24 protein-coding genes are annotated in these 20,282 nt (G+C 44.0%); 2 read left to right on the forward strand and 22 right to left on the reverse strand.

Translation table 11 applies throughout. The features are described 5' to 3' along the window. Positions 1 to 111: 111 nt before the first annotated feature. The 19 genes from ABDB98_RS16770 to degS all read right to left on the reverse strand — a co-directional run bounded on the left by ABDB98_RS16770 (position 112) and on the right by degS (position 14,864). Positions 112 to 489, reverse strand: coding sequence for a hypothetical protein (locus ABDB98_RS16770; protein ID WP_438420740.1), 378 nt, complete (start codon positions 487 to 489; stop codon positions 112 to 114). A 9-nt stretch (positions 490 to 498) separates the two neighbouring features. Continuing rightward, positions 499 to 843: a flagellar protein FliT gene (locus ABDB98_RS16775; RefSeq protein ID WP_438420741.1), complete on the reverse strand. Its 345-nt coding sequence runs from the start codon at positions 841 to 843 to the stop codon at positions 499 to 501. Next, positions 843 to 1,244 carry a flagellar export chaperone FliS gene (gene fliS, locus ABDB98_RS16780; RefSeq protein ID WP_188154393.1) on the reverse strand — a complete coding sequence of 134 codons (402 nt, stop codon included), beginning with the start codon at positions 1,242 to 1,244 and terminating at the stop codon, positions 843 to 845. Before fliS ends, ABDB98_RS16775 begins: the two co-directional genes overlap by 1 nt. 19 nt (positions 1,245 to 1,263) lie before the next feature. Continuing rightward, entirely contained in the window at positions 1,264 to 2,784 is a 1,521-nt protein-coding gene (locus tag ABDB98_RS16785) for a flagellar hook-associated protein 2 (protein ID WP_438420742.1), read from the reverse strand. 248 nt (positions 2,785 to 3,032) lie between these two features. Continuing rightward, a complete protein-coding gene (locus tag ABDB98_RS16790; RefSeq protein ID WP_438420743.1) occupies positions 3,033 to 4,187 on the reverse strand; it encodes a flagellin in 1,155 nt (384 codons plus the stop codon). Between the two features lie 144 nt (positions 4,188 to 4,331). After that, the gene (gene csrA, locus ABDB98_RS16795) at positions 4,332 to 4,556 is read right to left on the reverse strand and encodes a carbon storage regulator CsrA (RefSeq protein WP_003151402.1); all 225 of its coding nucleotides are present in this window, start codon (positions 4,554 to 4,556) and stop codon (positions 4,332 to 4,334) included. Beyond that, complete coding sequence (fliW, locus tag ABDB98_RS16800) at positions 4,550 to 4,981, reverse strand: flagellar assembly protein FliW (RefSeq protein ID WP_016937778.1); 432 nt, start codon at positions 4,979 to 4,981, stop codon at positions 4,550 to 4,552. The genes csrA and fliW overlap by 7 nt, the downstream gene beginning before the upstream one ends. Before the next feature lie 29 nt (positions 4,982 to 5,010). After that, a complete protein-coding gene (locus ABDB98_RS16805) occupies positions 5,011 to 5,580 on the reverse strand; it encodes a DUF6470 family protein (protein WP_060964150.1) in 570 nt (189 codons plus the stop codon). 89 nt (positions 5,581 to 5,669) lie between these two features. Further along, on the reverse strand, positions 5,670 to 6,587 hold the full coding sequence (gene flgL / locus ABDB98_RS16810) for a flagellar hook-associated protein FlgL (RefSeq protein ID WP_060964149.1): 918 nt from the start codon (positions 6,585 to 6,587) through the stop codon (positions 5,670 to 5,672). 12 nt (positions 6,588 to 6,599) lie between these two features. Then, complete coding sequence (flgK, locus tag ABDB98_RS16815) at positions 6,600 to 8,117, reverse strand: flagellar hook-associated protein FlgK (RefSeq protein ID WP_049627498.1); 1,518 nt, start codon at positions 8,115 to 8,117, stop codon at positions 6,600 to 6,602. Positions 8,118 to 8,132: 15 nt separating this feature from the next. Beyond that, entirely contained in the window at positions 8,133 to 8,615 is a 483-nt protein-coding gene (locus ABDB98_RS16820) for a flagellar protein FlgN (protein WP_438420744.1), read from the reverse strand. Positions 8,616 to 8,629: 14 nt separating this feature from the next. After that, on the reverse strand, positions 8,630 to 8,896 hold the full coding sequence (gene flgM, locus ABDB98_RS16825; protein ID WP_016937773.1) for a flagellar biosynthesis anti-sigma factor FlgM: 267 nt from the start codon (positions 8,894 to 8,896) through the stop codon (positions 8,630 to 8,632). Positions 8,897 to 8,965: 69 nt separating this feature from the next. Next, positions 8,966 to 9,385: a TIGR03826 family flagellar region protein gene (locus tag ABDB98_RS16830; RefSeq protein WP_438420745.1), complete on the reverse strand. Its 420-nt coding sequence runs from the start codon at positions 9,383 to 9,385 to the stop codon at positions 8,966 to 8,968. A gap of 73 nt (positions 9,386 to 9,458) precedes the next feature. Then, positions 9,459 to 10,148: a phosphoribosyltransferase family protein gene (locus tag ABDB98_RS16835; protein WP_438422166.1), complete on the reverse strand. Its 690-nt coding sequence runs from the start codon at positions 10,146 to 10,148 to the stop codon at positions 9,459 to 9,461. A gap of 5 nt (positions 10,149 to 10,153) precedes the next feature. After that, positions 10,154 to 10,438 (reverse strand): late competence development ComFB family protein, encoded by a 285-nt coding sequence (locus ABDB98_RS16840; RefSeq protein ID WP_438420746.1) that lies wholly within the window; start codon positions 10,436 to 10,438, stop codon positions 10,154 to 10,156. Between the two features lie 57 nt (positions 10,439 to 10,495). Continuing rightward, the gene (locus tag ABDB98_RS16845) at positions 10,496 to 11,881 is read right to left on the reverse strand and encodes a DEAD/DEAH box helicase (protein ID WP_438420747.1); all 1,386 of its coding nucleotides are present in this window, start codon (positions 11,879 to 11,881) and stop codon (positions 10,496 to 10,498) included. A 107-nt stretch (positions 11,882 to 11,988) separates the two neighbouring features. Continuing rightward, positions 11,989 to 12,837, reverse strand: a complete 849-nt coding sequence (locus tag ABDB98_RS16850) for a DegV family protein (RefSeq protein ID WP_438420748.1) — start codon at positions 12,835 to 12,837, stop codon at positions 11,989 to 11,991. A 97-nt stretch (positions 12,838 to 12,934) separates the two neighbouring features. Further along, positions 12,935 to 13,624 (reverse strand): two-component system response regulator DegU, encoded by a 690-nt coding sequence (gene degU / locus ABDB98_RS16855; RefSeq protein ID WP_003219701.1) that lies wholly within the window; start codon positions 13,622 to 13,624, stop codon positions 12,935 to 12,937. A gap of 76 nt (positions 13,625 to 13,700) precedes the next feature. Next, complete coding sequence (degS, locus tag ABDB98_RS16860) at positions 13,701 to 14,864, reverse strand: two-component sensor histidine kinase DegS (RefSeq protein WP_047475788.1); 1,164 nt, start codon at positions 14,862 to 14,864, stop codon at positions 13,701 to 13,703. A gap of 222 nt (positions 14,865 to 15,086) precedes the next feature. Here degS and ABDB98_RS16865 point away from each other — a divergent pair, with 222 nt between their 5' ends. Both ABDB98_RS16865 and ABDB98_RS16870 read left to right on the forward strand, forming a co-directional pair. Further along, the gene (locus tag ABDB98_RS16865; protein ID WP_007614107.1) at positions 15,087 to 15,734 is read left to right on the forward strand and encodes a YigZ family protein; all 648 of its coding nucleotides are present in this window, start codon (positions 15,087 to 15,089) and stop codon (positions 15,732 to 15,734) included. Positions 15,735 to 15,738: 4 nt separating this feature from the next. After that, entirely contained in the window at positions 15,739 to 16,977 is a 1,239-nt protein-coding gene (locus ABDB98_RS16870) for an LCP family protein (RefSeq protein ID WP_438420749.1), read from the forward strand. A gap of 107 nt (positions 16,978 to 17,084) precedes the next feature. Here the strand turns inward: ABDB98_RS16870 and ABDB98_RS16875 are convergent, their stop codons facing one another. The 3 genes from ABDB98_RS16875 to tuaG form a co-directional block, all read right to left on the reverse strand. Then, the gene (locus ABDB98_RS16875) at positions 17,085 to 18,161 is read right to left on the reverse strand and encodes a glycosyltransferase family 4 protein (RefSeq protein WP_438420750.1); all 1,077 of its coding nucleotides are present in this window, start codon (positions 18,159 to 18,161) and stop codon (positions 17,085 to 17,087) included. A 132-nt stretch (positions 18,162 to 18,293) separates the two neighbouring features. Then, positions 18,294 to 19,490, reverse strand: a complete 1,197-nt coding sequence (tuaH, locus tag ABDB98_RS16880; protein WP_438420752.1) for a teichuronic acid biosynthesis protein TuaH — start codon at positions 19,488 to 19,490, stop codon at positions 18,294 to 18,296. A 19-nt stretch (positions 19,491 to 19,509) separates the two neighbouring features. After that, on the reverse strand, positions 19,510 to 20,268 hold the full coding sequence (tuaG, locus tag ABDB98_RS16885; RefSeq protein WP_438420753.1) for a teichuronic acid biosynthesis protein TuaG: 759 nt from the start codon (positions 20,266 to 20,268) through the stop codon (positions 19,510 to 19,512). Positions 20,269 to 20,282 lie beyond the last annotated feature (14 nt).

Here is a 20,282-nt window from a genome sequence, read left to right on the forward strand (position 1 = left end):
TGTAAATTCGGTGAACGATGACGAATGGTGTCGGCTTATATCCGCTGCTTCCGGCAGGATTATCAGTATATGCAGAAGACGCAGGCAAAAGACCTGCCGCTTGCAGCAGGTCTAGTGAAGAACATACGGTTTGATGCAGTCGTGCGTCTGCTCCATCCACACCTTATAATGCGGCAGAAAGATGGTTTTTAAAAACTCCTGAAATGGAGCGGACGGGAAATCATAATCATTTAACATGCTGAAATCCTGAAAAATCTCGTCAAATGACCGAATCGCCGTCTCCACGCATTGGCACTCAACGATAGACAAGAGAAGCGCATGAGAGGAATCGAGATGAAAAAAAGCCTGAATCAAATCGTTGTAAATCCGTTCGCCCTCCGTCTTAAAAAAATCAACCTGCGTATCCAATAGGTAGCAAAGCCCCTCATCAATGGTAAAAAGAAGCTGGTAGTATGCTGACACCAAATGGTAATCGTTCAAACTTCTCAAAACACTCACCTATTTGCGTTTGTCGTAATAACGGCCGTCACTTGTCGTTTGATGATACGGATTAAAATACGTATTATGGTACACCCGTTTTTTCTTGAGAGTTTTTATTTCATTTCGGATGCCATCCTGGAGCCGTTTCACTTCTCCGGTAATCAAGCGGTCTATCGCAGCCACCTGCTGAAGCAGCGTTTTTTCTTCTTCGGAAAAAGGCGGCTTTATGCCCGCAAGCATCTCTTCCCTTTTCTCCGTAAATGCCGTAAAGCTGCTGATGAGGCCGTCGCTTTCCGGGGCATCCTTCAGTGCGGCGTGCATGTTCTTCGTTTCGTTATACAAAGAAAGGACATTGCTGTTCATCAGGCAAGGCCGCCCGCGCCATGGCTGTTTTTCCGTTCGCTCTGCATGGCTTGTTTCCACGTATCGCGAAATTCAGTAACAAGCTTTTCCGCTTCATCTAACAATCCTTCATTATTCTGCACGTTCGCTTCAATCAGGCGGCGGCGGATGTAATCATAGATTGATGACATTTGTTCAGAAATCTCAATCTCCCGGTTTAACGTGATGCTGAGCTCTTGGATGATGTTTTGCGCCTTTACGATATTTTCATTTTTGGCTTCAAGATTGTTTTGCTTCATTGCCTGCCTGGCCAGCTTAATGAATCGCAGGCAGCCGTTATAAAGCATAAGGGTCAGCTCTTCCGGAGCGGCTGTAAAGACGGATGTCTGCTGATAAGCAGCAAAAGGATTATTTATTGCCATTTTTATGAAACCTCCAAGATTATGATGTTGAAGATCCTAACATTGACGTGAGATATGAAGATTGGCTGTTCAATTTCTCCAATGCCGTATCCAATGCGCTGAACTTTTTATAATATCTCGTTTCGATGTCATCCAGCTTTGTTTTCATATCGGAAATATTTTTATCTACTTCGTCCAGGCTTTTTCCGATAGCAAAGCTCGTTGATACTGAGCTTTCCGTGCCCGCTTGTTTCGAAATTTGAGTCTGCATTTTGTTTAATGTGTCCTTTAATCTCCGGGCAATCCCCTGCTCTTCCGGGTTTTTGGTTTTCGCTGTATCAGGGCTGTCCGCATTAAACAGCTTAGCCACGAGAGACGGATTCTCGGTAATTTTCTGTTTCAGTTTTGCTTCATCTTTAATGACAAGCTTTCCTTGATCGGCGTAGTTATCAGACGTTTCGATTCCGAAATCCGTGAGCTGATATTTTTTACCGTCAATCGTAACCGTCGAGTACAGATCCAGCCGCATCTCCGCCAAACCGTTTTGCAGCGTGCTGTCGCTCCGTAATAAGCCGCTTTTGGCTTTTGCCTCCCACTGCTCAACCTGCTTATCGGTCATCGCTTCTCTTTGTTCATCGGTTAACGGCGTATAATCACGGTATTTTGATTCCGTCACCTTCGCGTTTACGCTTTTAATTAACGTGTTGTACTTATCAACAAAATCTTTAATGTTATTAAAAATCCCGTCCGTATCAGTCGTGCTGTTGATCGTAACCGTTTTATTGCTTTCCGTCACGCTGTTCAGCGTATATTTGATGCCGTTGATCGTAAAGTTATTTGACGTTTTGGTCATTTCAAGCCCGTTGAACGTAAACTTCGCGTTTTTCCCTTCGGCATTGGCCGTAAGTTCATTCGTTGTATCATCAACGGCAAAACCGAGCTGATCTTTCAGGAAGCTTTTAGTTGCGTCATCACCTGCGGCAAGGGCAAACCCTTCTCCCGTTTTATTGGAAGTGAACGCGATCGTATCCACATAATCCGTGCCGTTGGAGATTTTCTCTTTTAAAGCCGTCACCCCGAGGCCCGAGCTGTTCAGTTTGGTGACCACATCATCAATCGTATCAGTTGCGGCGATCGTGACGCTTACCTCTGTCGGCTTCGTTTCACCCGGGTTTGTGACATTGAATTTCAATGTTTGGCTCTGGCCTGAGGTGAAATGAATGGCGCCTGAGGATTTATATGTCGTCGGCGTGGCCAGCTGCTGAACAGACATGCTTGTTGAAATATTTTGCTCAGCACTGACGGCCGCCGCGCTGACACTGGAATCCGAACTTGTTACTGTTTTTTTATTCCAGTTTGTGGACATCAGCATATTATTAAATGTAGTGGAATACATGTCGGCAATCTGGGTATTCATTTCCCGATAAGCATCGCGCTTCCATTCAAGCGTCTGCTTTTGCTGGTTTAATTTATTAAGCGGCTGCTTTTCGGCATCCATCATTTTTTTCACCAGAGAATCTACATCAAGACCGGAATTAAGGCCTGTGATTCTTGTGACCATATGTACCCTCTCCTTTTCGGCGTTTAGTCGTAGACGGCTCTATGACAACAGTGAGTTTCCGACTGTTTATCATATCACAGCTCCATAAATGTATGATCTTATTCTTATATCGGTCAGATTAAAAGGTTTTCAATAATTTAACTGCAAATTATAACGTTTCATTTTGTCAATAGGATTCCTTGGCATGCTGAGGGGAGATAACTGAAGGAATAAAAAAAAGACCCTGGAGAACCAGGATCTTTCCGTCATTAACCTTTAAGCAATTGAAGAACTTGCTGAGGCTGTTGGTTAGCTTGCGCAAGCATTGCTTGAGAAGCCTGAGTAAGGATGTTGTTTTTCGTGTACTCCATCATCTCAGAAGCCATGTCTACGTCACGGATACGTGATTCAGCAGAAGTCAGGTTCTCAGAAGAAGTACCAAGGTTGTTGATTGTGTGCTCTAAACGGTTTTGAACCGCACCAAGTTTAGCGCGCTCGCTAGATACTGTGTCGATAGCTGTTTTGATTGTTGTAAGAGCTGAAGACGCAGCTTTAGCTGAAGATGAGATGTCGATACCTTTTGTAGCGTCTTTAGTTACTGTAGTAGAAGTTGTAGTGTCAGCTCCCGCAGTAGCTTTTTTAGTTAAGTCTGCGCCATCAATAGCAGTAGCTTTAACAGCCCCTGTTTTATTTAAAGAATTTAGAACGTCTTCTTGTGAAGCAGTAATAGTACCATCAGCTTTTTGCGCTAATGTTACAGTTACAGTTTTGCTAGTCTCATCATAAGACGCAGTTGTTTTATCTACATCAGAAGTTCCAGCCGCAGTGAATGAAATTTTCACGGCTTCACCTTGATCGTTTCTTACTTCGAGTTCAGAGTTTCCATCAAGTGCTGTCTTTTCGCCAACTTGGCCAATAACTTTTAAAGAATCAGCGTTCATGTTGTTGATTGAAAGGCTCATTGTTTGGCCTTCGTTAGCACCGATTTGGAAAGTCAGTTTGTCAGCCGTGCCATCAAGCAATTTCTTTGTGTTAAACTCAGTATCAGTAGAGATTCTTGTTACTTCAGATGATAATTGGTCCATCTCTTTTTGAAGCTCGTCACGGTCAGAAGTAGTGTTCGTGTCGTTCGCCGCTTGAGTTGCAAGCTCGCTCATACGCTGAAGAATGCTGTGAGTTTCGTTCAATGCACCCTCAGCCGTTTGGATAAGAGAGATTCCGTCTTGAGCGTTTTTAGACGCCATGTCTAAACCGCGGATTTGAGAACGCATTTTTTCAGAGATCGCAAGACCCGCTGCGTCATCACCAGCGCGGTTGATGCGAAGACCTGAAGATAATTTTTCCATGTTTTTTGCAGCAGAACTTGAACCTGCATTCAGCTGACGGCTAGTGTTAAGAGCCGCGATATTGTGGTTGATTCTCATTTTGTATTTCCTCCCTGAATTGTTTTTCGCACGTCCTTGTGCATTTGCGCAGCATCATTTTTGAAGGAAATTTTTCCTCTCATTGGCTACACTATATATATCGGACGGCCGCTTCTATTGTTTATATTGAAAATAAAAAAATCCTCACTTTTTTTGTGAGGATAAATTAAGTAATAAATCAGTATTAAAAGATACAGCTCTGTTATTCTCTTCCAGGATGGACAAGTATATTTCCTTCCGATGAATATCCACGTGCTGCGGCGCTTCAATTCCCAGTTTCACTTGCTCTCCTTCGATGGCAATCACCTTGATTTCAATATCCGGCCCGATCTGAATGGACTCATTCACTTTTCTCGAGAGAACTAGCATGATCCTCCTCCTATCAAATGTTTTGTTTCATAGGAAGCATCATGTAAAATGATTTGTTTCGCCTTCATTTCCTTTTTATTGACGATAATCGGCGCTTTTAAATTGGCGGTCGTGTTTTCAAAAGGCTCTTCCAGCGTTAAAATCGCCATCACTTCGACGTCCTCTATATCTTCAATGTGCAAAAGCTCCAGCGTCGATTGGTCAATGTCAAATTCGTATCCTTTAAAGAAAATAAACGGACTGGCGACAATAAAGGCAATATGCTCCTGTTTGACAGACTGCAGCGCCAAAAACGGTGAATCTTCCGACAAAGGAAGAACAACAAATTGAGTCTCGTCATTAAATCCCGGCAGCCCGTTTTCAAATGAGATAATCTGCCCTTCGTCTATTCTGATTTCTCCGTGATATTTTGTTTTAATAATCATGCTTCACAATCCTTTACCACTTTCATCTTTTATTCTGTATTACCGTCGTCAACCGAAATCGTCACTTTAGGGTCTTGCATCATATCAATCTGAACTCTCCCCGGTGTGTAATTCCATACCGGTTTATGGGCGGTGGCTTCAATTGAAGGTTTGCGGGCTTCAATATCAACCGTAAGCATTGAAGGAATGCAGTCAATGTCAACGAGAAACTGCGCAGGCAGAAAGTCGCTGAATTCGCCGAATGGATCGGGCGGACTGACATCCGCTGCCTGACGAGCCATCACATTGCCGGTTTTCTTTTCGATAGCCGCCATTTCCTTCCCTTCTCTGACTGTTTTCGCAATAAACTCACTGCATGCTTGCGCACCTTTCTGGGCGGCTTCAGCGTTCAGCTTCTCAAATGATTTCAGATTTAAGTTCTCCCACGCCCTCGTCTGATCAATCGTCAGTTTGGCCGGCGTGCTTTCAATGTTCAGCTCTGCCGGCGGCTGTTCGATTTCCAGGTCAGCGGGCGGCTGTTCCATCTCGATTTCTTCCTTCTGAAAGGTTATACCGATTTTAGCAGGCACACTGTCAATAATCAATCTCGGCATCTGCATAGAGACCCCTCCTCTTTAGAGTGTTCTAGTAAAAAAAGCGATCTCCCTGTTGTGAGTCGCTTTTTTTATATATAGAAGACATTCATATATTATTTCAGGAAGTCGATCAGTGACGGCTGAATGATATTCGCATTTACTGACAGCGCAGCTTTATGAACCGTCTGCTGAGATAAATAATCAACAATCACATCTTCCATTTCTACATCTTCATTATCTGACAATACTTTTTCAGCGGTAGCAGCTTGAGATTCCAACCTTGTCTTAATGAGTTCCAAACGGTTTGTTCGGGCGCCGATATTGGATTTTTCAGCATTCATTTTGTCAGTAAAACCGTCGATGTCTGACAGAATTTGATTTGAATCTGCTTCAGAAAGCGTACCTTTGCTTAAAGAAGCTTCTAATGAGTTGAGAAATTCAAATACATTATCTCCATTTTGAGCGACGCCTCCGAAAGCTGAATTCGGGTCAGAATTCACTTTCAGCACTGCCCCGTTCGAAATGTTGATATTAACATCCGAAGCACTAGTGTAATTTTCATAGTTGTACGTATACGTGCCGTCGGCATTTTCAGTGATCGGCGGGACATCTGAATTTGTTCCGTTAAACAGGTAACGCCCGTTCACTTGAGTATTCGCGACAGAAACGAGCTGCTTTTTCAGCTGGCCGATTTCTGTACCGATGGCTTTTAATTCCGTTTCACCGTTCGAATCACTTTTTGCCTTAATCATCAAGTCCCGGATTTTCCCCATAATATCCGTTTCTGAGTTTACGCTGGATTCCGAGTTTTCCAGCCATGTGAAACCTTGCGAAACATTCCGCTGATACTGGTTGACCTGCGCAAGCTGAGTACGGTACTGCATTCCCTTCATTGCGACGACCGGATCATCAGAAGCTTTGGTGATTTTTTTCCCCGTAGACACTTGCTGCTGAAGCCGATCGAGCTTGTCATAACTTGAGCCGATAAATCGAAGAGAATTTTTTGCGATCATCCCTTGAGTTACTCTCATTTACTTATCTCCTTATCTTCCTCCGGTGCCCATACCGTTAATAATTTTATCGTATATTTGATCCTGCATCGTTATGATTCGCGCAGCGGCATTATAAGCGTGCTGAAACTGAATCATATTTGTCATTTCTTCATCTAATGACACGGCGCTGACTGATTGTCTCCGCTGATCGGCCGAAAGGGTGTTGCTTTCAGAGTTGTTCATAAGATTGGCCGCTTTTTGTGAATTAACGCCCAGCTTGCCGATAAGGGATTCATAAAAGTCATTAATTGTAGTGGTTTCACCATTAATTGTCAGCTTGCTGTTCTGCACGGCTGCCAGGTTTGTCGCGTTTGTGCCGTCGCTTTTTTCTCCGTTTAACGACGCTGCGATATTGTCTGTAGACGCAAGGACTTTGTCACTGACTTTTATTTTCGCTGCCGCCCCTTTTACCGGCACCGCTTCATCACCGCTGAAATCAAAAAATGCTGCGCCCTGTTCGCCTGTATAGGTCTTTCCTTTTTCGTGAACTGCATTAAACGCGTCAGCAAAGGAGAGCGCCATATTATCAAGAGCAGTCATCATTTCAGGATAAAGGCCCTTTTCTTCTCCATTTGACATATAGCCGTATGACTCAATAAGACCTAAAAGTGATCCTTTGCCGGTAAATGCATCCGCATTAACCGCATTGCTGCCGACAGATACGCTTGACACAAGACCGCTGTCCTGGTCGTAGTTGATTTTCATTTCTGAAACGGTTTTTGTATTACCATCAAGCAGTGTTCCGAGAGAATTGTTGTTTCCGTTCAGCAATTCCACGTTGACCGTGCCTTCAGCAGTCGCCAAGGCATGTCCGCCCGACTTATTATATGAGACTTTTATATTTGCCATAGAAGATAGCTGGTCAATCAATCTGTCTCTTTGGTCATATAAATCATTAGGAAGCATACCGCTCGGCTCAACTGCCGCTATTTGAGTATTAAGGTCATTCAGCTGATTTAAAATTGAATTGGCCTGATCCGCTGTGTTATCCAGGTTCTTTTTAATATCCCCCTGAATGTTAGTCAAAGAGCTTGATATATAGTTAAAACTCTCGACAAGAGATTTCCCCTGCTCCTGCAAGACTGAGCGCGCTCCCGTATTTTCCGGGTTCGTCGCCAGGTCCTGAAGGGCATTCCAAAACGAACTGAGTGATCCGTTTAATCCGTTATCATCAAGCTCTTTCATGACGCCTTCCATTTGCGACAATGAATTGGAACGGGCTGTATAGTAGCCTAATTTTGTATTTTCAGTTCTGTACTGATAGTCTAAAAAACTGTCTCTGACACGCTCCACTGAACCGGCTTTGACCCCGGTTCCGATTTGGCCGGCCGTCAGCTCACTGTTTTTTGATACAGCGGGGTAAGGACTCGTCGATTGTAATGTGACGCGCTGCCTTGTATATCCTTCTGTATTTGCATTTGCAACGTTATTTGAAACTGTGCTCAATGCAGTCTGCTGCGCACTCAGTGCACGCCTTGCTGTTTCGAGCCCCATAAATGTCGATGGCATTGAAAATCCTCCGTTCTAAGCTTTTGAATCGAATAATGTCAAACGGCTGACAGGCTGGCGCGCCGCTTGCGGCTCTTTATAATTCATATTCTCTTTTTCATCCGGCATGATCATATCGAATGCCCCTGAGATGAATTGCAAAGCCTGAATCGTGAGCTGCTTATTCATCTCATTCACTTCTTTCAGACGGTTAAGAAGCGCAGATAAAGAGTGAAATAATCCTTCAAGCTCCTGTTTTTCACTGCCTGAAGTTCTTGAGATACATGCAGCAATTGTGTTATCTTCACCGCGGCTGAGAAACTGGGAAGTTAACTTGATTCGTTCTTCCTCAGTCTGCCCGATTGCCTGAATATACTTTTGCTCTTTGGTCAATATGTTGGAAAGCTCTTTTGTTTTACCTGCTTTCAGTGCTTCCGTTTTCTCCTCAGACAGCGTGAGCAGATGTTCATGCAGTGCGCAAAGTCGCTTCAGTTGATCGATAATTGGCTTTGCTGACATTGGCTTTCTCCTTTTTATTGCTTTTTATAGAAATTCATTATTTTTTCAGCGATGCTGTTTGAATCTATTTTATATGTTCCGCTCTCTATATCCGCTTTTAGCTGAGCGATTTTTTCCTGACGTGTTTTAGTGACCGCATCTGAAGCATTTTGAAGCTCTTTTGCATGAGAAGAAATTTCCACTTTGTCTTTCGGCTTTGCAGCCTCTTTTTGTACGGCTTGCTTTTCGTAATTTTTTTGGTATGGATTAACGGATTGTGTTCCGTACTGATTGATTTTCATTGGATTCCTCTCGCTTTCTGTTCGCAGTCTAATTCTTTTATCGACTGCGTTATCAGTTAGTTTAGGGAATCAGGTGTTTTTGGTATTATAGGCATAGTATGTGTCTTTAGTACTATTTTTCTCTTTGAATTCAGCAGCTGTTTTTTGGTTCATATGATCTAATTGCGACTCGATATCAGTCTGACAGGACTTGCAGAATTTCCCCGTCCTGATCGGATTTCCGCATCTTTCGCAAGGGTATGCCAAATTCGGAAGATGGCTGATTTGAATCCTTTTTTGTTTGATAAACTTGAGGATCAGCTCTTCTTCCACACCTGTTTCCTCAGTAATCTGCTGCATCGTCGACTGTCTGTTGATCTGCTTTCTTAAAAATTTATAGACGGTTTCAAATGCTTTTTCTTCTTCTTTAATACATGCCTGGCATACGGTCTGCAGGTTCGTTTTAAAAAATAAAGCATTGCATTTTGGACAATTTGCCAATTCACCCATCGTTTTAACTCCTATTCCTTCATTTATCTGCCTTATATTTCTATCAATTATATCGGCAGAAAAAATGAATGATTTAGCTCCTGATTAAAGTAAAAGAGGAGACCGATAACGCTTTGCCTTCTGTCAGCAGAGCTTCGGCAGCTTGATGCAGTGTGGCGCCCGTCGTATAAATATCGTCTATTAAAATGACGTTCATACCTTCGACGGAGTTTTCAGCAGCTGAAAACTTTTTTTCTGCGGAGAGCCTTTCTGTTTTGCTTTTTTTGGATTGTTTTTCATTGTTCAGTCGGATGAGGGGGTAAATGACGGGCATTCCGAGCAGAGAGGCCAGCAGCTCGGATTGATTGAATCCGCGTTCCGCCAGCCGTTCGCCGCTCAGCGGAATAGGGACGAGGGTATGTGTATTTGACGGGTATGCCGCTTTAAAGCCGGCAGCAAAATCACGTTCAAATGCTTGAATGATTTTCGCATCACCCCGAAATTTAAACCGGGTCAATGCATCCTTCATCGCATCATTATACAAATATACCGAACGGTTCTGCCGCAGTAAAAAGCGCTTTTCCGTTTTTGATTCCCGCAACATGCAATCAGCGCATTTTTCATTTGACTCCTGAGACCTTCCGCACAAACAGCATACGGGACCTTCAATTTTTTCGAATTGATTGCTGCATGCGCTGCATACCTCTTGTTCCGGCGCAAGGGAAAATAGAGATCTCCAGGTCAGTGAACTTGAAATTGGTGAATCACACAATAAACAATTCAGAGATATTACGCTCCTTCCCGATTTTCACAGAACTCGCTTGGTTTAACTGAAACAATCGAGGCTGATTCAGCCAGAATGACAAGCAGCGCCGTATTTTTCTGTTTATCTACCATCTCTGCTTTTGCATAAGCAACTTTCTTTTTATCAGTAACATATGCCGGTTCAGCCCGGTTTAATGAAAGAGCCAGTACATCATTTTTGCATACGCGGCATGTGCATTTCATATGAAGCTGAGGCATATGGCGGTCGAGAAGTTCCTTTAATATGATTTCTTTAGAATTGACAAGCATGTTGACAGCTCCTCATAGGAAAGTATGAGTATACTGTATCACGTTTTCTGAAATTAACTAGTCCAACAATTTACTTTTTTGTGCCAATTTGTTCATATGTTCTATATGTTTTTTTGCTTTTTTCATTCCGTTTGTCATTCCGAAATGAAACATGACGACATCACCGCTGAAATGTTTATAGTGCCTTCCCGTTCTGCCTGCGATCTGCACGAGTGCGCTCTCAGTAAAGATAGGTGCTTCCGCGCCGAGGACACATGTCTGAACTTTAGGTACGGTAACTCCTCTTTCTAAAATCGTAGTTGTTACCAGCAGATCAAGCCGGCCGTCTCTGAACCGTTTCACTTTATCCTTTCTGAATGTGTCTTCCGCATGTACGCCTTCTGCGCGGATATTTAATTTCTGAAAATAATCCGTTGTCTTTTTCAATACGTGTACAGACGGAACGAATAAGAAAACCGGCAGCCGTGATTGAAGTTTTTGCCGGACCCAATCCGTTACTGAGTGCGGCAGTTTTCCTTTCTCAAGCTTCTTCTTCCAATTGCCGCACCATAAAAAACGCGGCTCCGGGAGAGGTTTTCGATGATATCTGGCCGGTATGCGGACGCTTTTCAGCAAACCGGCTTCAGCCTTCTTTTTTAATGCGTCTGAAGGAGTTGCCGTTACATAAACAAGGGCGCTGTTGTTCTTTCTGGCTTTATCAACCGCGAATCTTAATGTCTCATCGGCTGAAAAAGGAAATGCATCCACTTCATCTATTATCATGACATCAAAAATGTCCCGATATCGCATCAGCTGGTGAGCGGTTGAGATCATTAGCGGAGTTAAACTGCCTTTGTCTTCACTGCCGCCGTACAGAGCTGAAACTTCAACATTCTCAAATGCTTGTTTCAGTCTCGGCAGAAGTTCAAGCACAACATCTGTACGCGGAGTCGCGACACAGACCCGCAATCCGTGATTCAGTGCAAACTCTATACCCGGAAACAGCATCTCTGTTTTCCCTGATCCGCAAACCGCCCACACTAACAGTTCTTGTTTATCTTTTATCGCTTTTATAAGCGCGCCGGCCGCCTGCTTCTGTCCGTCTGTCAGTGTTCCTTCCCAAGCAAGCTTTACAGGCTCCCAGCTGCTTTCTGAGGTTTGATTCCAAGAATATAATGACGTCAGTTCATCAGCCCTTCCCATTACGACACAGGCACGGCAATAGGTAATATGTCTTTTGGCAGAAGGCGCCCAGAATGCGGCAAAGCAGGCTTGGTCAGACTGGCCGCATCGGCGGCAGGCGTAACGGTTTTTCCTGCGGATAACAGACGGCTCGGCCGTTATATATTCTTTTTCTATAAAAGAATTGATACGCTGATCTGAAAACGGTATCTCAGATCTCAACAAATGCCTGCCGTAAAAGAAATCCCGCACCTCTGAAAATTCTGAAGCATCTTCGGACATTTCTCTGCCTCCTTTCTGCTCAAAGTATATCTGCCGGGAATTTTTTTGTCGAATCCCGAAAATTAAAAAACAAAAAAATCTCCGCCCTTGAAAACGGAGATTTCCACTTAGTTTTTAAAGCACCAGCCGATTCCGATGGCGCCTTCGCCCAAATGCGTTCCGATCACGGCACCGAAATAGCTGTTATAGAATTCGACATGAGGGTATTTACCGCTTAATTCTTGAATAATATCCGCGGCTTCTTCCTCCCTGTTTGCATGAATGACAGCTGCCCGCATCGGGATTCCTTTACTTGCATCCTCGCCAAACAGCTCGAAAATTCTAGAAATCGCTTTTTTGCGTGTCCGAATCTTCTCAAAAGGAACAATTAGCTTATTGTCAAAATGAAGAATAGGCTTTACCTTTAACAGACCGCCGATAAAAGCCTGAGCACTGCTTAGGCGCCCGCCCCTCTGCAGATGTGATAAATCATCAACCATAAAGTATGCACGGACTGTTTTCTTCATTTCTTCCAGCTCTTTTAAAATCTCGTCCGGAGAGTCAACACCGTCTTTAATAAGCTGTGCAGCTTTTAATGCATAAAAACCTTGTGCCAAACAGCTGATCTCTGAATCAAACGGATAAACTTCGATATTATCAACCATAGCGTTTGCCGAAGCGGCGCTGTTATAAGTTCCGCTGATTCCGCTGGACAAGTGTATGCTTATGACCGCATCATATGTTTTGCCCAGTTCTTCGTACAATGCAATCAATTCACCGAAAGAAGGCTGTGACGTAGTCGGCAGCTCATCATGATTTTTCACTTCTTTATAAAAGCTTCTCCAGTCGAGCTCTGTTTCTTCGCGGAATGTTTTTTCACCGAAAACCACTTGAAGAGGAATCATATGAATATGATGTTCATCTCTCATCTCTTTCGGAATATATGCTGTACTGTCTGTTACAACTGCAATATTCATCACTTTACCTGCCTTATTAAGTACTTAATAAGTATTTTAATAGATATGAAGCTATAAAAAAAGACTTGCCTATTATGGCAAGTCTTCTCATACATGACTAACGCATCTCTACCCAGCCGTTTTTAATGGCTACGACAACAGCTTGTGTCCGGTCGTTAACGTTCATTTTCTGCAAAATATTACTCACGTGGTTTTTCACTGTTTTCTCACTGATAAACAATGATTCACCGATTCCGCGGTTGCTTTTTCCGTCTGCAAGCATTTGCAGCACTTCACATTCCCGTCTCGTTAATATATGTAATGGTCTCCGAATTTCCGGATAAACCTCATGCTGAGGATGAGCGGAAACTCCGCTTGTCGCAAGACGTCGGAATTCGTTGACAAGATTGTGGGTTACTTTCGGGTGAAGGTACGAACCGCCTTCGGCTACTACTTTCACTGCCTCAATTAAAGTATCCGCGTCCATCTCTTTCAGGAGATAGCCTCTTGCGCCTGTTTTTAAAGCATGGGTCACATAGTTTTCATCATCATGGATGGAGAGGATAATCACCTTAGATTCAGGGTACAGCTCAACAAGCTGTTTAGTAGCCTCTACTCCATTTACATTCGGCATATTGATGTCCATTATGACGACATCGGGATGATAATGCTCGACGATACGAGCCGCTTCATCTCCATCGTCACCTTCTGCTACCACTTCAAAGGTAGGTTCAAAATCCAATATTCTTTTTACACCCTCACGGAATAGTTGATGGTCGTCGATAATAACAATATTTACTTTAGTCACACGCTACGCCTCCTTATCCTATTGTTCTATATACGCCGCTGTTCGGTCAATATGTCTTTTGGCTCTATTTAACAAATTATAGGCCGAGAGATAACGGAACCTTAATCATGATAAATGTCCCAAGACCTATTTTAGAGTCTATCGTTATCGTTCCTTCAAGCAGATCTACTCTTTCTTTCATTCCCAGCAAGCCGAATGACTTGTTTTTCTTTTGTTTAGCTTCCTTAATATCAAAGCCTTTTCCGTTGTCCTTAATGATAAGAACGACAAAATCAGCGGTTACTTCCACTTTTACCGTAATTTCCTCTGATTCTGAATGTTTGAGAGCATTTGTGACGGCTTCCTGAGCGAGACGGAAAAGCGCCACTTCAAATTGCGGGGCAAGCCTTTTGTTCTCCGTGTCTCCGATACACTGAAAATGTATTTTCACCTTTCCGTTGTATTCTTCAGTTGTATAAAGATATTTTCTCAGTGTCGGAATCAGCCCTAAATCGTCCAATGCCATCGGTCTTAAATCATATATAATCCTTCTGACTTCGTAAAGGGCATTCCGCACATTCTGCCGAAGATTTCTGATTTCCTGAAAGCCGTCCTCCGTGCCGCGGTCGCGGAAGATCCGTTCTATCAATTCTGATCTCATCATGACATTTGCCAGCATTTGCGCGGGACCGTCATGAATTTCTCTGGAAACTCTTTTTCTTTCTTCCTCTTGGGCTTCGATAATTCTTAAACCGAAATCTTGTTTAGCCTGCGCATCGGCAAGCAGAAGCCCTACTTGGCGAAGGTCTTGATTCAGGTAATTCAGAACGACGGTTATTTGGCTGACCAATGATTCTGACCGTTCAATGATTTCCTGAAGCCCTAAAAGCCGGCGTTCCAGATCATCCCTGCGCTCCCGCAGCTGTTTTTCACGCTGCTGAATCATCGTCAGTTCCACTTGGAGTTTGTGCGCCTTTTCATAGGCGTTGCGAATTTCTTCTTCGCTGAACTTATGGAAATTCCTGCTTACTTCAGACAAACGGTTTCTTGCGTGCCGAGTATGAACTTCAAGTTTGTCGCCCAGCTCAATCACTTCGTAGACCTGCTGTTTGATCTGTTTAAGTTCTTCGACCAGCTGCTCATATTGCTGGCGCGACTGCTCTCCGATTTGAAAAACCTCGTCTTTGCTCCCGTCCACGGTTTTCAGCATTTTCATGAGTATAGAATCCAAAACTTTGGAGTCCATCTTCGATTTATTCATCAGTCTCCCTCCGTAACGGTGTTGTTATGTATTTTTATTATAAATGTAATTGAACTGCAATTTATGTCGAATTATAATGAAAGAATGCGTATATTCTAGAAAAAAACATTTTTATATAGTATCTTACTCTTTCATGATACCAAAATATGCGCAAAAATTCTAAAGTCTGTTCGAATTTGTAGAAACAAGTCTTTTAATGCTTGTCAGGAGGGTCCAGCAATCATGCTGCACAGCTATTTAACTGTTAAAGAAACGGGTGAACACGAGATTGTGATTGAAAAATCACGTTTTATCTGCCACCTGAGCCGTGCTGCTTCTGAAGAGGAAGCGCAGGAATTTATACAAAAGATAAAAAAACAGCACTGGAATGCGACTCATAACTGCTCAGCTTATCTGATCGGAGAAACGGATCATATACAAAAGGCGAATGATGACGGAGAACCAAGCGGCACAGCAGGCGTACCCATGCTGGAAGTGCTGAAAAAACGCGGCCTGAAAGATACCTGTGCGGTGGTTACCCGGTATTTCGGCGGAATAAAGCTCGGAGCAGGCGGATTGATTCGTGCATACGGGAAGTCAGTGTCTGAGGGGTTAAATCATATAGGGGTTACGGAGCGGAAGCTGATGCGGATTATGCATACATCGGCGGATTATACGTGGCTCGGCAAGATAGAGAATGAATTGAGGGAGTCAGTTTTTTTACTGAAGGATATCCATTATGCAGATCACGTCGAATTTGAAACGTACGTTGAAGAAAAAGACAAAGACGAGTTTATAAAATGGATGACAGAACTGACGAACGGCAAGAGTAAGAATACAGAGGGAGAACTGACGTATTTAGAAACAGACGTCAGCCCTAAAGGAGACTAATGTAATGGCTGAACGTGTAAGAGTGCGTGTTCGAAAGAAAAAGAAAAGCAAACGAAAGATTATTTTCAAACGGATTTTGCTGCTGCTTACCCTCGTTTTGTTAGTCGCTGCCGGGGTCGGCGGGTACAAAGTATACAAAACGATCAATGCGGCAGATAATGCATATGATGCCCTTTCCCGCGGAGATAAATCAAAGCTTCGGGATGAAGTCATAGATATGAAGAAAAAACCGTTCTCCATTTTGTTTATGGGGATCGAAAATTATGCCACTAGCGGAAAAGGCGGACGATCAGATTCTCTTATTGTCGTTACCCTTGATCCGAGAAATAAAACAATGAAAATGCTGAGTATTCCGCGTGATACGCGGGTGACGCTTGCCGGCGACACAACCGGTAAAAAATCAAAAATCAATGCGGCTTTTGCTAAGGGCGGAGCGGATGAAACCGTGGCGACCGTAGAGGACTTGTTAGACATTCCGATTGATAAGTATGTCACTGTGGATTTTAACGGATTTAAGGATGTTATTGATGAAGTCGGCGGAGTCAATGTAAAAGTGCCGTTTGACTTCGACGAAATGAGTGACGTCAGTAAAAAGAAACGGATTTACTTCAAGAAAGGAAACATGCATTTGAACGGTGAGCAGGCTCTGGCTTACGCGCGGATGAGAAAGCAGGATAAGCGCGGAGACTTCGGCCGGAATGACCGTCAAAAGCAAATCCTCAATGCTCTGATCGACCAAATGTCTAAGGCTGGAAATATTGCTAAAATCGATAAAATCGCTGAAACAGCGAGCAATAATGTACAAACGAACATCCGAATCACTGAAGGGCTCGCTCTTCAGCAGATTTACAGCGGCTTTACCAGCAAAAAGATTGATACACTGTCCATTACAGGATCAGATTTATATTTAGGCGGCGGCGGAACCGCATCTACGGGCGGAACGTATTATTTCCAACCGGATCCGGCCAATCTCGAAAAAGTACGGCAAACCTTGCAGAAACATTTAGATTACCCGTCCGGAAGCGGCACCGCGGCCGATTCTGCTTCTGACAGCACCGGAACGGACAGTACGACCGGTTCAACTTCCGGCAGCACAGGAACAGACGACGGCACGACTGATTCGACTTCCGGCAGCACGGGAACCGGCGGCACAACCGATTCAACCAGCGGTACTCCAGATGCAAACGGAACGGACAGCACACAGTCCGGCAGCACAAATTCAAACGGCACAACAGGCTATTAAGGCTAGTAACAGCAAACCCGATCCTTTGAGAAGGATCGGGTTTTTCTATATAATAAGAGAATAGAAGAATCCATAAAAAAGCAGACCATTCGCATGATCTGCTCTTTTTAATTTTTCTTTACCAATCTCTTGTAAAACTTGGTAAATGGTTTAAATTGTTCATTTACTAACCCTGTGACCTCTGCTATGATTTGCATAAATACAATCAATATAAAAATAATAAACAGCGAAAGCCATATGGTCGCGCTTTTCAGCAGGATTGCACTGATGCTGAAAATAAAGCCGATTAAATAAATGATGATGACAGCCGTACGGTGTGAAAGCCCGAAGGCCATCAGCCGGTGGTGTATATGTGACTTATCAGGCGCCGAGATCGGCTGTTTGTTTAAAATCCGCCTGATGACAGCGAATGTCGTATCAAAAATCGGCACGCCCAAAATAATGATCGGAATGATGATACTGAATAAAGTAACGCTTTTATAAAGACCTAATAATGAGAGTACTGAGATGACGTATCCGAGAAAGAGCGATCCGGTATCTCCCATAAATATTTTTGCCGGGTGAAAATTATAAAATAAAAATCCGAGTGTGCTTCCTATCACTACGAGAGAAAGTGACAGAATCAGGATTTTGCCTCCGGATAACGCCATTACTGCGATGGTGGACAGTCCGATGACTGACAGGCCCGCAGCGAGTCCGTCCAAACCGTCTATCAGGTTCATCGCGTTCGTGATACCGACGATCCATAACACAGTCAGCGGGTAAGCGATCCATCCCAATTCTAAACGTTCCGTTAAAAACGGCACGGAGAAAAAGTCCATTTTCAGTCCCGTGCTCACAATCATAATGGCCACGGCTAACTGGACGAAAAACTTTACCTTTGCGCTTAATTGGTATTTATCATCAAGGATTCCTAAAATAACAATAATAAACGCGCCCACCGTGATAGCAGTCATCTTCGTTTCATTATATATGCCGGCCGCGAGCACCCCTGCCGCTACGCCGATAAAGATAGCCAATCCGCCCATACGGGGCATTATTTTATCATGTACTTTTCGGTTGCTGGGCTGGTCAACTGCACCTATTTTGATCGCAATTTTTTTCACGATAGGAGTTAGGATTAAAACCGTTAGCAGAGAGACAAAAAACGCAACAACTATGCGAAACATGCGTTCGTCAAGCATAAAGAAGTCTCCTTTGGAATTATATGAAGTCTTTTCTGATATTGAACCGTTCCTTCCATTATAATTCTTACTAGTTATTATAACAAGCATCATCAAAAAGAAACACGTAAATCAAAAAATACGCTTTCCCTTTTAATGGGATTGCGCATTTTTCAATATACCCGTGCATTCGAGCATTCGGCCGAATAAAACGTTCCAATCCCGTCTCCGGGCCAATTCACGGCGCAACGTCTCATATGATCCGCTCCGTTCCGATGCCAGCAGAGCGTCACAGGCCGCGATGAAATCTGCAGGGTCGCTGCCTTCAACGTATTCATAAACGAAAGGCCTTTTGATTTTTGCCGTAGAAGTAAGGTTGCACCCGACAACCGGTTTCCCGGCAGCTAAAAATTCAAAAAGCTTGAGCGGAAATACCGCGTCATTATAAGGAGAATTTTTATAAGGCATAATGCCGATGTCGACGAGCTGCATATAGGACGGCACTTCATTCGGCGCGGCGGGTCCCGTCCAGATAACATTCGGGCGCTCCAGAAGCGACTTGAAATCCGGGTCATCCTGAGCCGTGTTCGGGCCTACCAATAAAATCGTCCAGTCCGGCCGTAAATCTGCCGTTTCCGCCAAAAGCGCGAAATCAAGCTTCGGTTTGATTCCGCCGATAAAACCGAGAACGTTTCCGTTTCTTCCACGTAAAATGTCTGCATCCGGCTGTTGATTTTCCCGTGAGAACAGGTCATATTCCACTCCGTTTTCAATGGTGAACACTTTCTGGCGCGGATTCTCCAGCTTTTTTCCGACCTCCCGGTGCAGAAAGTCAGATGTGCAGGTAATGGAATCCGCCCGCTGAATGATTCTCATTTCCGCCTGTTTAATGATGTTTCTTCTTACATTTGACAGCACACCGGCACGGCCGCTGATCGGAGCGGCCCACAGATCGCTGCAATCGTAAATCACTTCATCCCAAGGGTAAAGATCTGATAGAAGCGGAAAACCGGGAAAGGTGTACCATAAGCAGCAGCGGGCACCTTCTCCTTCTTCCTTCAGCACGGCCAGCAACGGTGAAAGCTTATGCCTGTAACACATATCTGTATACCTGCCGAATCGGAATGCTTTTTGCCGGAAGAGATCCTTTACCGCGAACTGCCGGATTCCCTCGGAAATTCCGGTCATCTGTCCGTCATTTGCGCGCGGAGACGGACATACCCAAATGACGCTTTTCGTTTCTTTTTGCCGTGCGAGAAATTCAGCCAGCCGGTGCCGTCTGTATCTCAGCCGGTCATGACCCCATTCCGCCGCTCCGACGATTACGTGAACAATCGGTTCCACCTTCATCACCCAGCCCCTCTGACGCCTACAGCCTTTTCATGACCGCGTTTTTCGCATATTGCATAAAACACCATGAAGCCTTGATAAAGTGCAGGCGCTCAATTTCTCTATAGACAAACCATGTTTTTTTGGCGGCTTTCCACTTGTTGCTTGAAATCGAATTCTGCACAAGTCTGTATTCTGAAAGGCACTCATTCAGACCGTAAGCTGTAATTCCCCTTTTCAGCAGGGAAAGCCAAGTCGCCAAATCCTGCCGCGTTCTGATATCAGGCATTTGAATCTGCCCCGTCTGCTCTCTGTCAATCATGACCGTTAAACATCCGATAATCGTGTTTTTTAAAGCTTCATCATATGACAGGCTTTCAGGCGCTTGAATCGTTTTATCCGTCGGCGTTCCGTCCTGCTCCATGACGCTGTAGCCCGTGAATGAAAAGGCGCAGGACCGCTCTGACATAAACGCCAGCTGTTTCTGAAGCTTTTCCTTCTTCCATCTGTCATCGCTGTCCAAAAATGCGACATAACGCCCCTCGGCATGCTCGAGGGCTGTATTTCTGGCAGCCGCGGCTCCCTTGTTCTCGTCTAAATAAACGACGCGGATCCGCTCATCCTTTTGTTCATATTGCCGTAAAATATCTCTCGTTCCGTCCGTTGAACAATCATCCGCAATGATCATTTCCCAATGCGGATGGCTTTGATGTAAAACGGATTGAATCGTGTCTTCGATATATTCACTTGCATTATAAGACGGTGTAATGACAGATACGAAAGGTTTCCAGTTTGTCATGGTCACATCTCCAT

It is taken from the genome of Bacillus siamensis, assembly GCF_051628075.1.
In the GTDB taxonomy this organism is placed as follows: Bacteria; Bacillota; Bacilli; order Bacillales; family Bacillaceae; genus Bacillus; species Bacillus siamensis.

Bases quoted from the DNA above. Each gene is read 5' to 3' on its own strand.
- ABDB98_RS16790 (WP_438420743.1), bottom strand. From the start codon at position 4,187: ATGAGAATCAACCACAATATCGCGGCTCTTAACACTAGCCGTCAGCTG.
- ABDB98_RS16775 (WP_438420741.1), bottom strand. From the start codon at position 843: ATGAACAGCAATGTCCTTTCTTTGTATAACGAAACGAAGAACATGCAC.
- ABDB98_RS16875 (WP_438420750.1), bottom strand. From the start codon at position 18,161: ATGCTTGACGAACGCATGTTTCGCATAGTTGTTGCGTTTTTTGTCTCT.
- fliW (WP_016937778.1), bottom strand. From the start codon at position 4,981: ATGATTATTAAAACAAAATATCACGGAGAAATCAGAATAGACGAAGGG.
- flgL (WP_060964149.1), bottom strand. From the start codon at position 6,587: ATGAGAGTAACTCAAGGGATGATCGCAAAAAATTCTCTTCGATTTATC.
- tuaG (WP_438420753.1), bottom strand. From the start codon at position 20,268: ATGACAAACTGGAAACCTTTCGTATCTGTCATTACACCGTCTTATAAT.
- ABDB98_RS16840 (WP_438420746.1), bottom strand. From the start codon at position 10,438: ATGCTTGTCAATTCTAAAGAAATCATATTAAAGGAACTTCTCGACCGC.
- ABDB98_RS16845 (WP_438420747.1), bottom strand. From the start codon at position 11,881: ATGTCCGAAGATGCTTCAGAATTTTCAGAGGTGCGGGATTTCTTTTAC.
- csrA (WP_003151402.1), bottom strand. From the start codon at position 4,556: ATGCTAGTTCTCTCGAGAAAAGTGAATGAGTCCATTCAGATCGGGCCG.
- degS (WP_047475788.1), bottom strand. From the start codon at position 14,864: ATGAATAAATCGAAGATGGACTCCAAAGTTTTGGATTCTATACTCATG.
- ABDB98_RS16805 (WP_060964150.1), bottom strand. From the start codon at position 5,580: ATGCAGATGCCGAGATTGATTATTGACAGTGTGCCTGCTAAAATCGGT.
- ABDB98_RS16865 (WP_007614107.1), top strand. From the start codon at position 15,087: ATGCTGCACAGCTATTTAACTGTTAAAGAAACGGGTGAACACGAGATT.
- flgM (WP_016937773.1), bottom strand. From the start codon at position 8,896: ATGAAAATCAATCAGTACGGAACACAATCCGTTAATCCATACCAAAAA.
- ABDB98_RS16850 (WP_438420748.1), bottom strand. From the start codon at position 12,837: ATGAATATTGCAGTTGTAACAGACAGTACAGCATATATTCCGAAAGAG.
- tuaH (WP_438420752.1), bottom strand. From the start codon at position 19,490: ATGAAGGTGGAACCGATTGTTCACGTAATCGTCGGAGCGGCGGAATGG.
- ABDB98_RS16830 (WP_438420745.1), bottom strand. From the start codon at position 9,385: ATGGGTGAATTGGCAAATTGTCCAAAATGCAATGCTTTATTTTTTAAA.
- ABDB98_RS16820 (WP_438420744.1), bottom strand. From the start codon at position 8,615: ATGTCAGCAAAGCCAATTATCGATCAACTGAAGCGACTTTGCGCACTG.
- ABDB98_RS16870 (WP_438420749.1), top strand. From the start codon at position 15,739: ATGGCTGAACGTGTAAGAGTGCGTGTTCGAAAGAAAAAGAAAAGCAAA.
- fliS (WP_188154393.1), bottom strand. From the start codon at position 1,244: ATGGCAATAAATAATCCTTTTGCTGCTTATCAGCAGACATCCGTCTTT.
- ABDB98_RS16785 (WP_438420742.1), bottom strand. From the start codon at position 2,784: ATGGTCACAAGAATCACAGGCCTTAATTCCGGTCTTGATGTAGATTCT.
- flgK (WP_049627498.1), bottom strand. From the start codon at position 8,117: ATGCCATCGACATTTATGGGGCTCGAAACAGCAAGGCGTGCACTGAGT.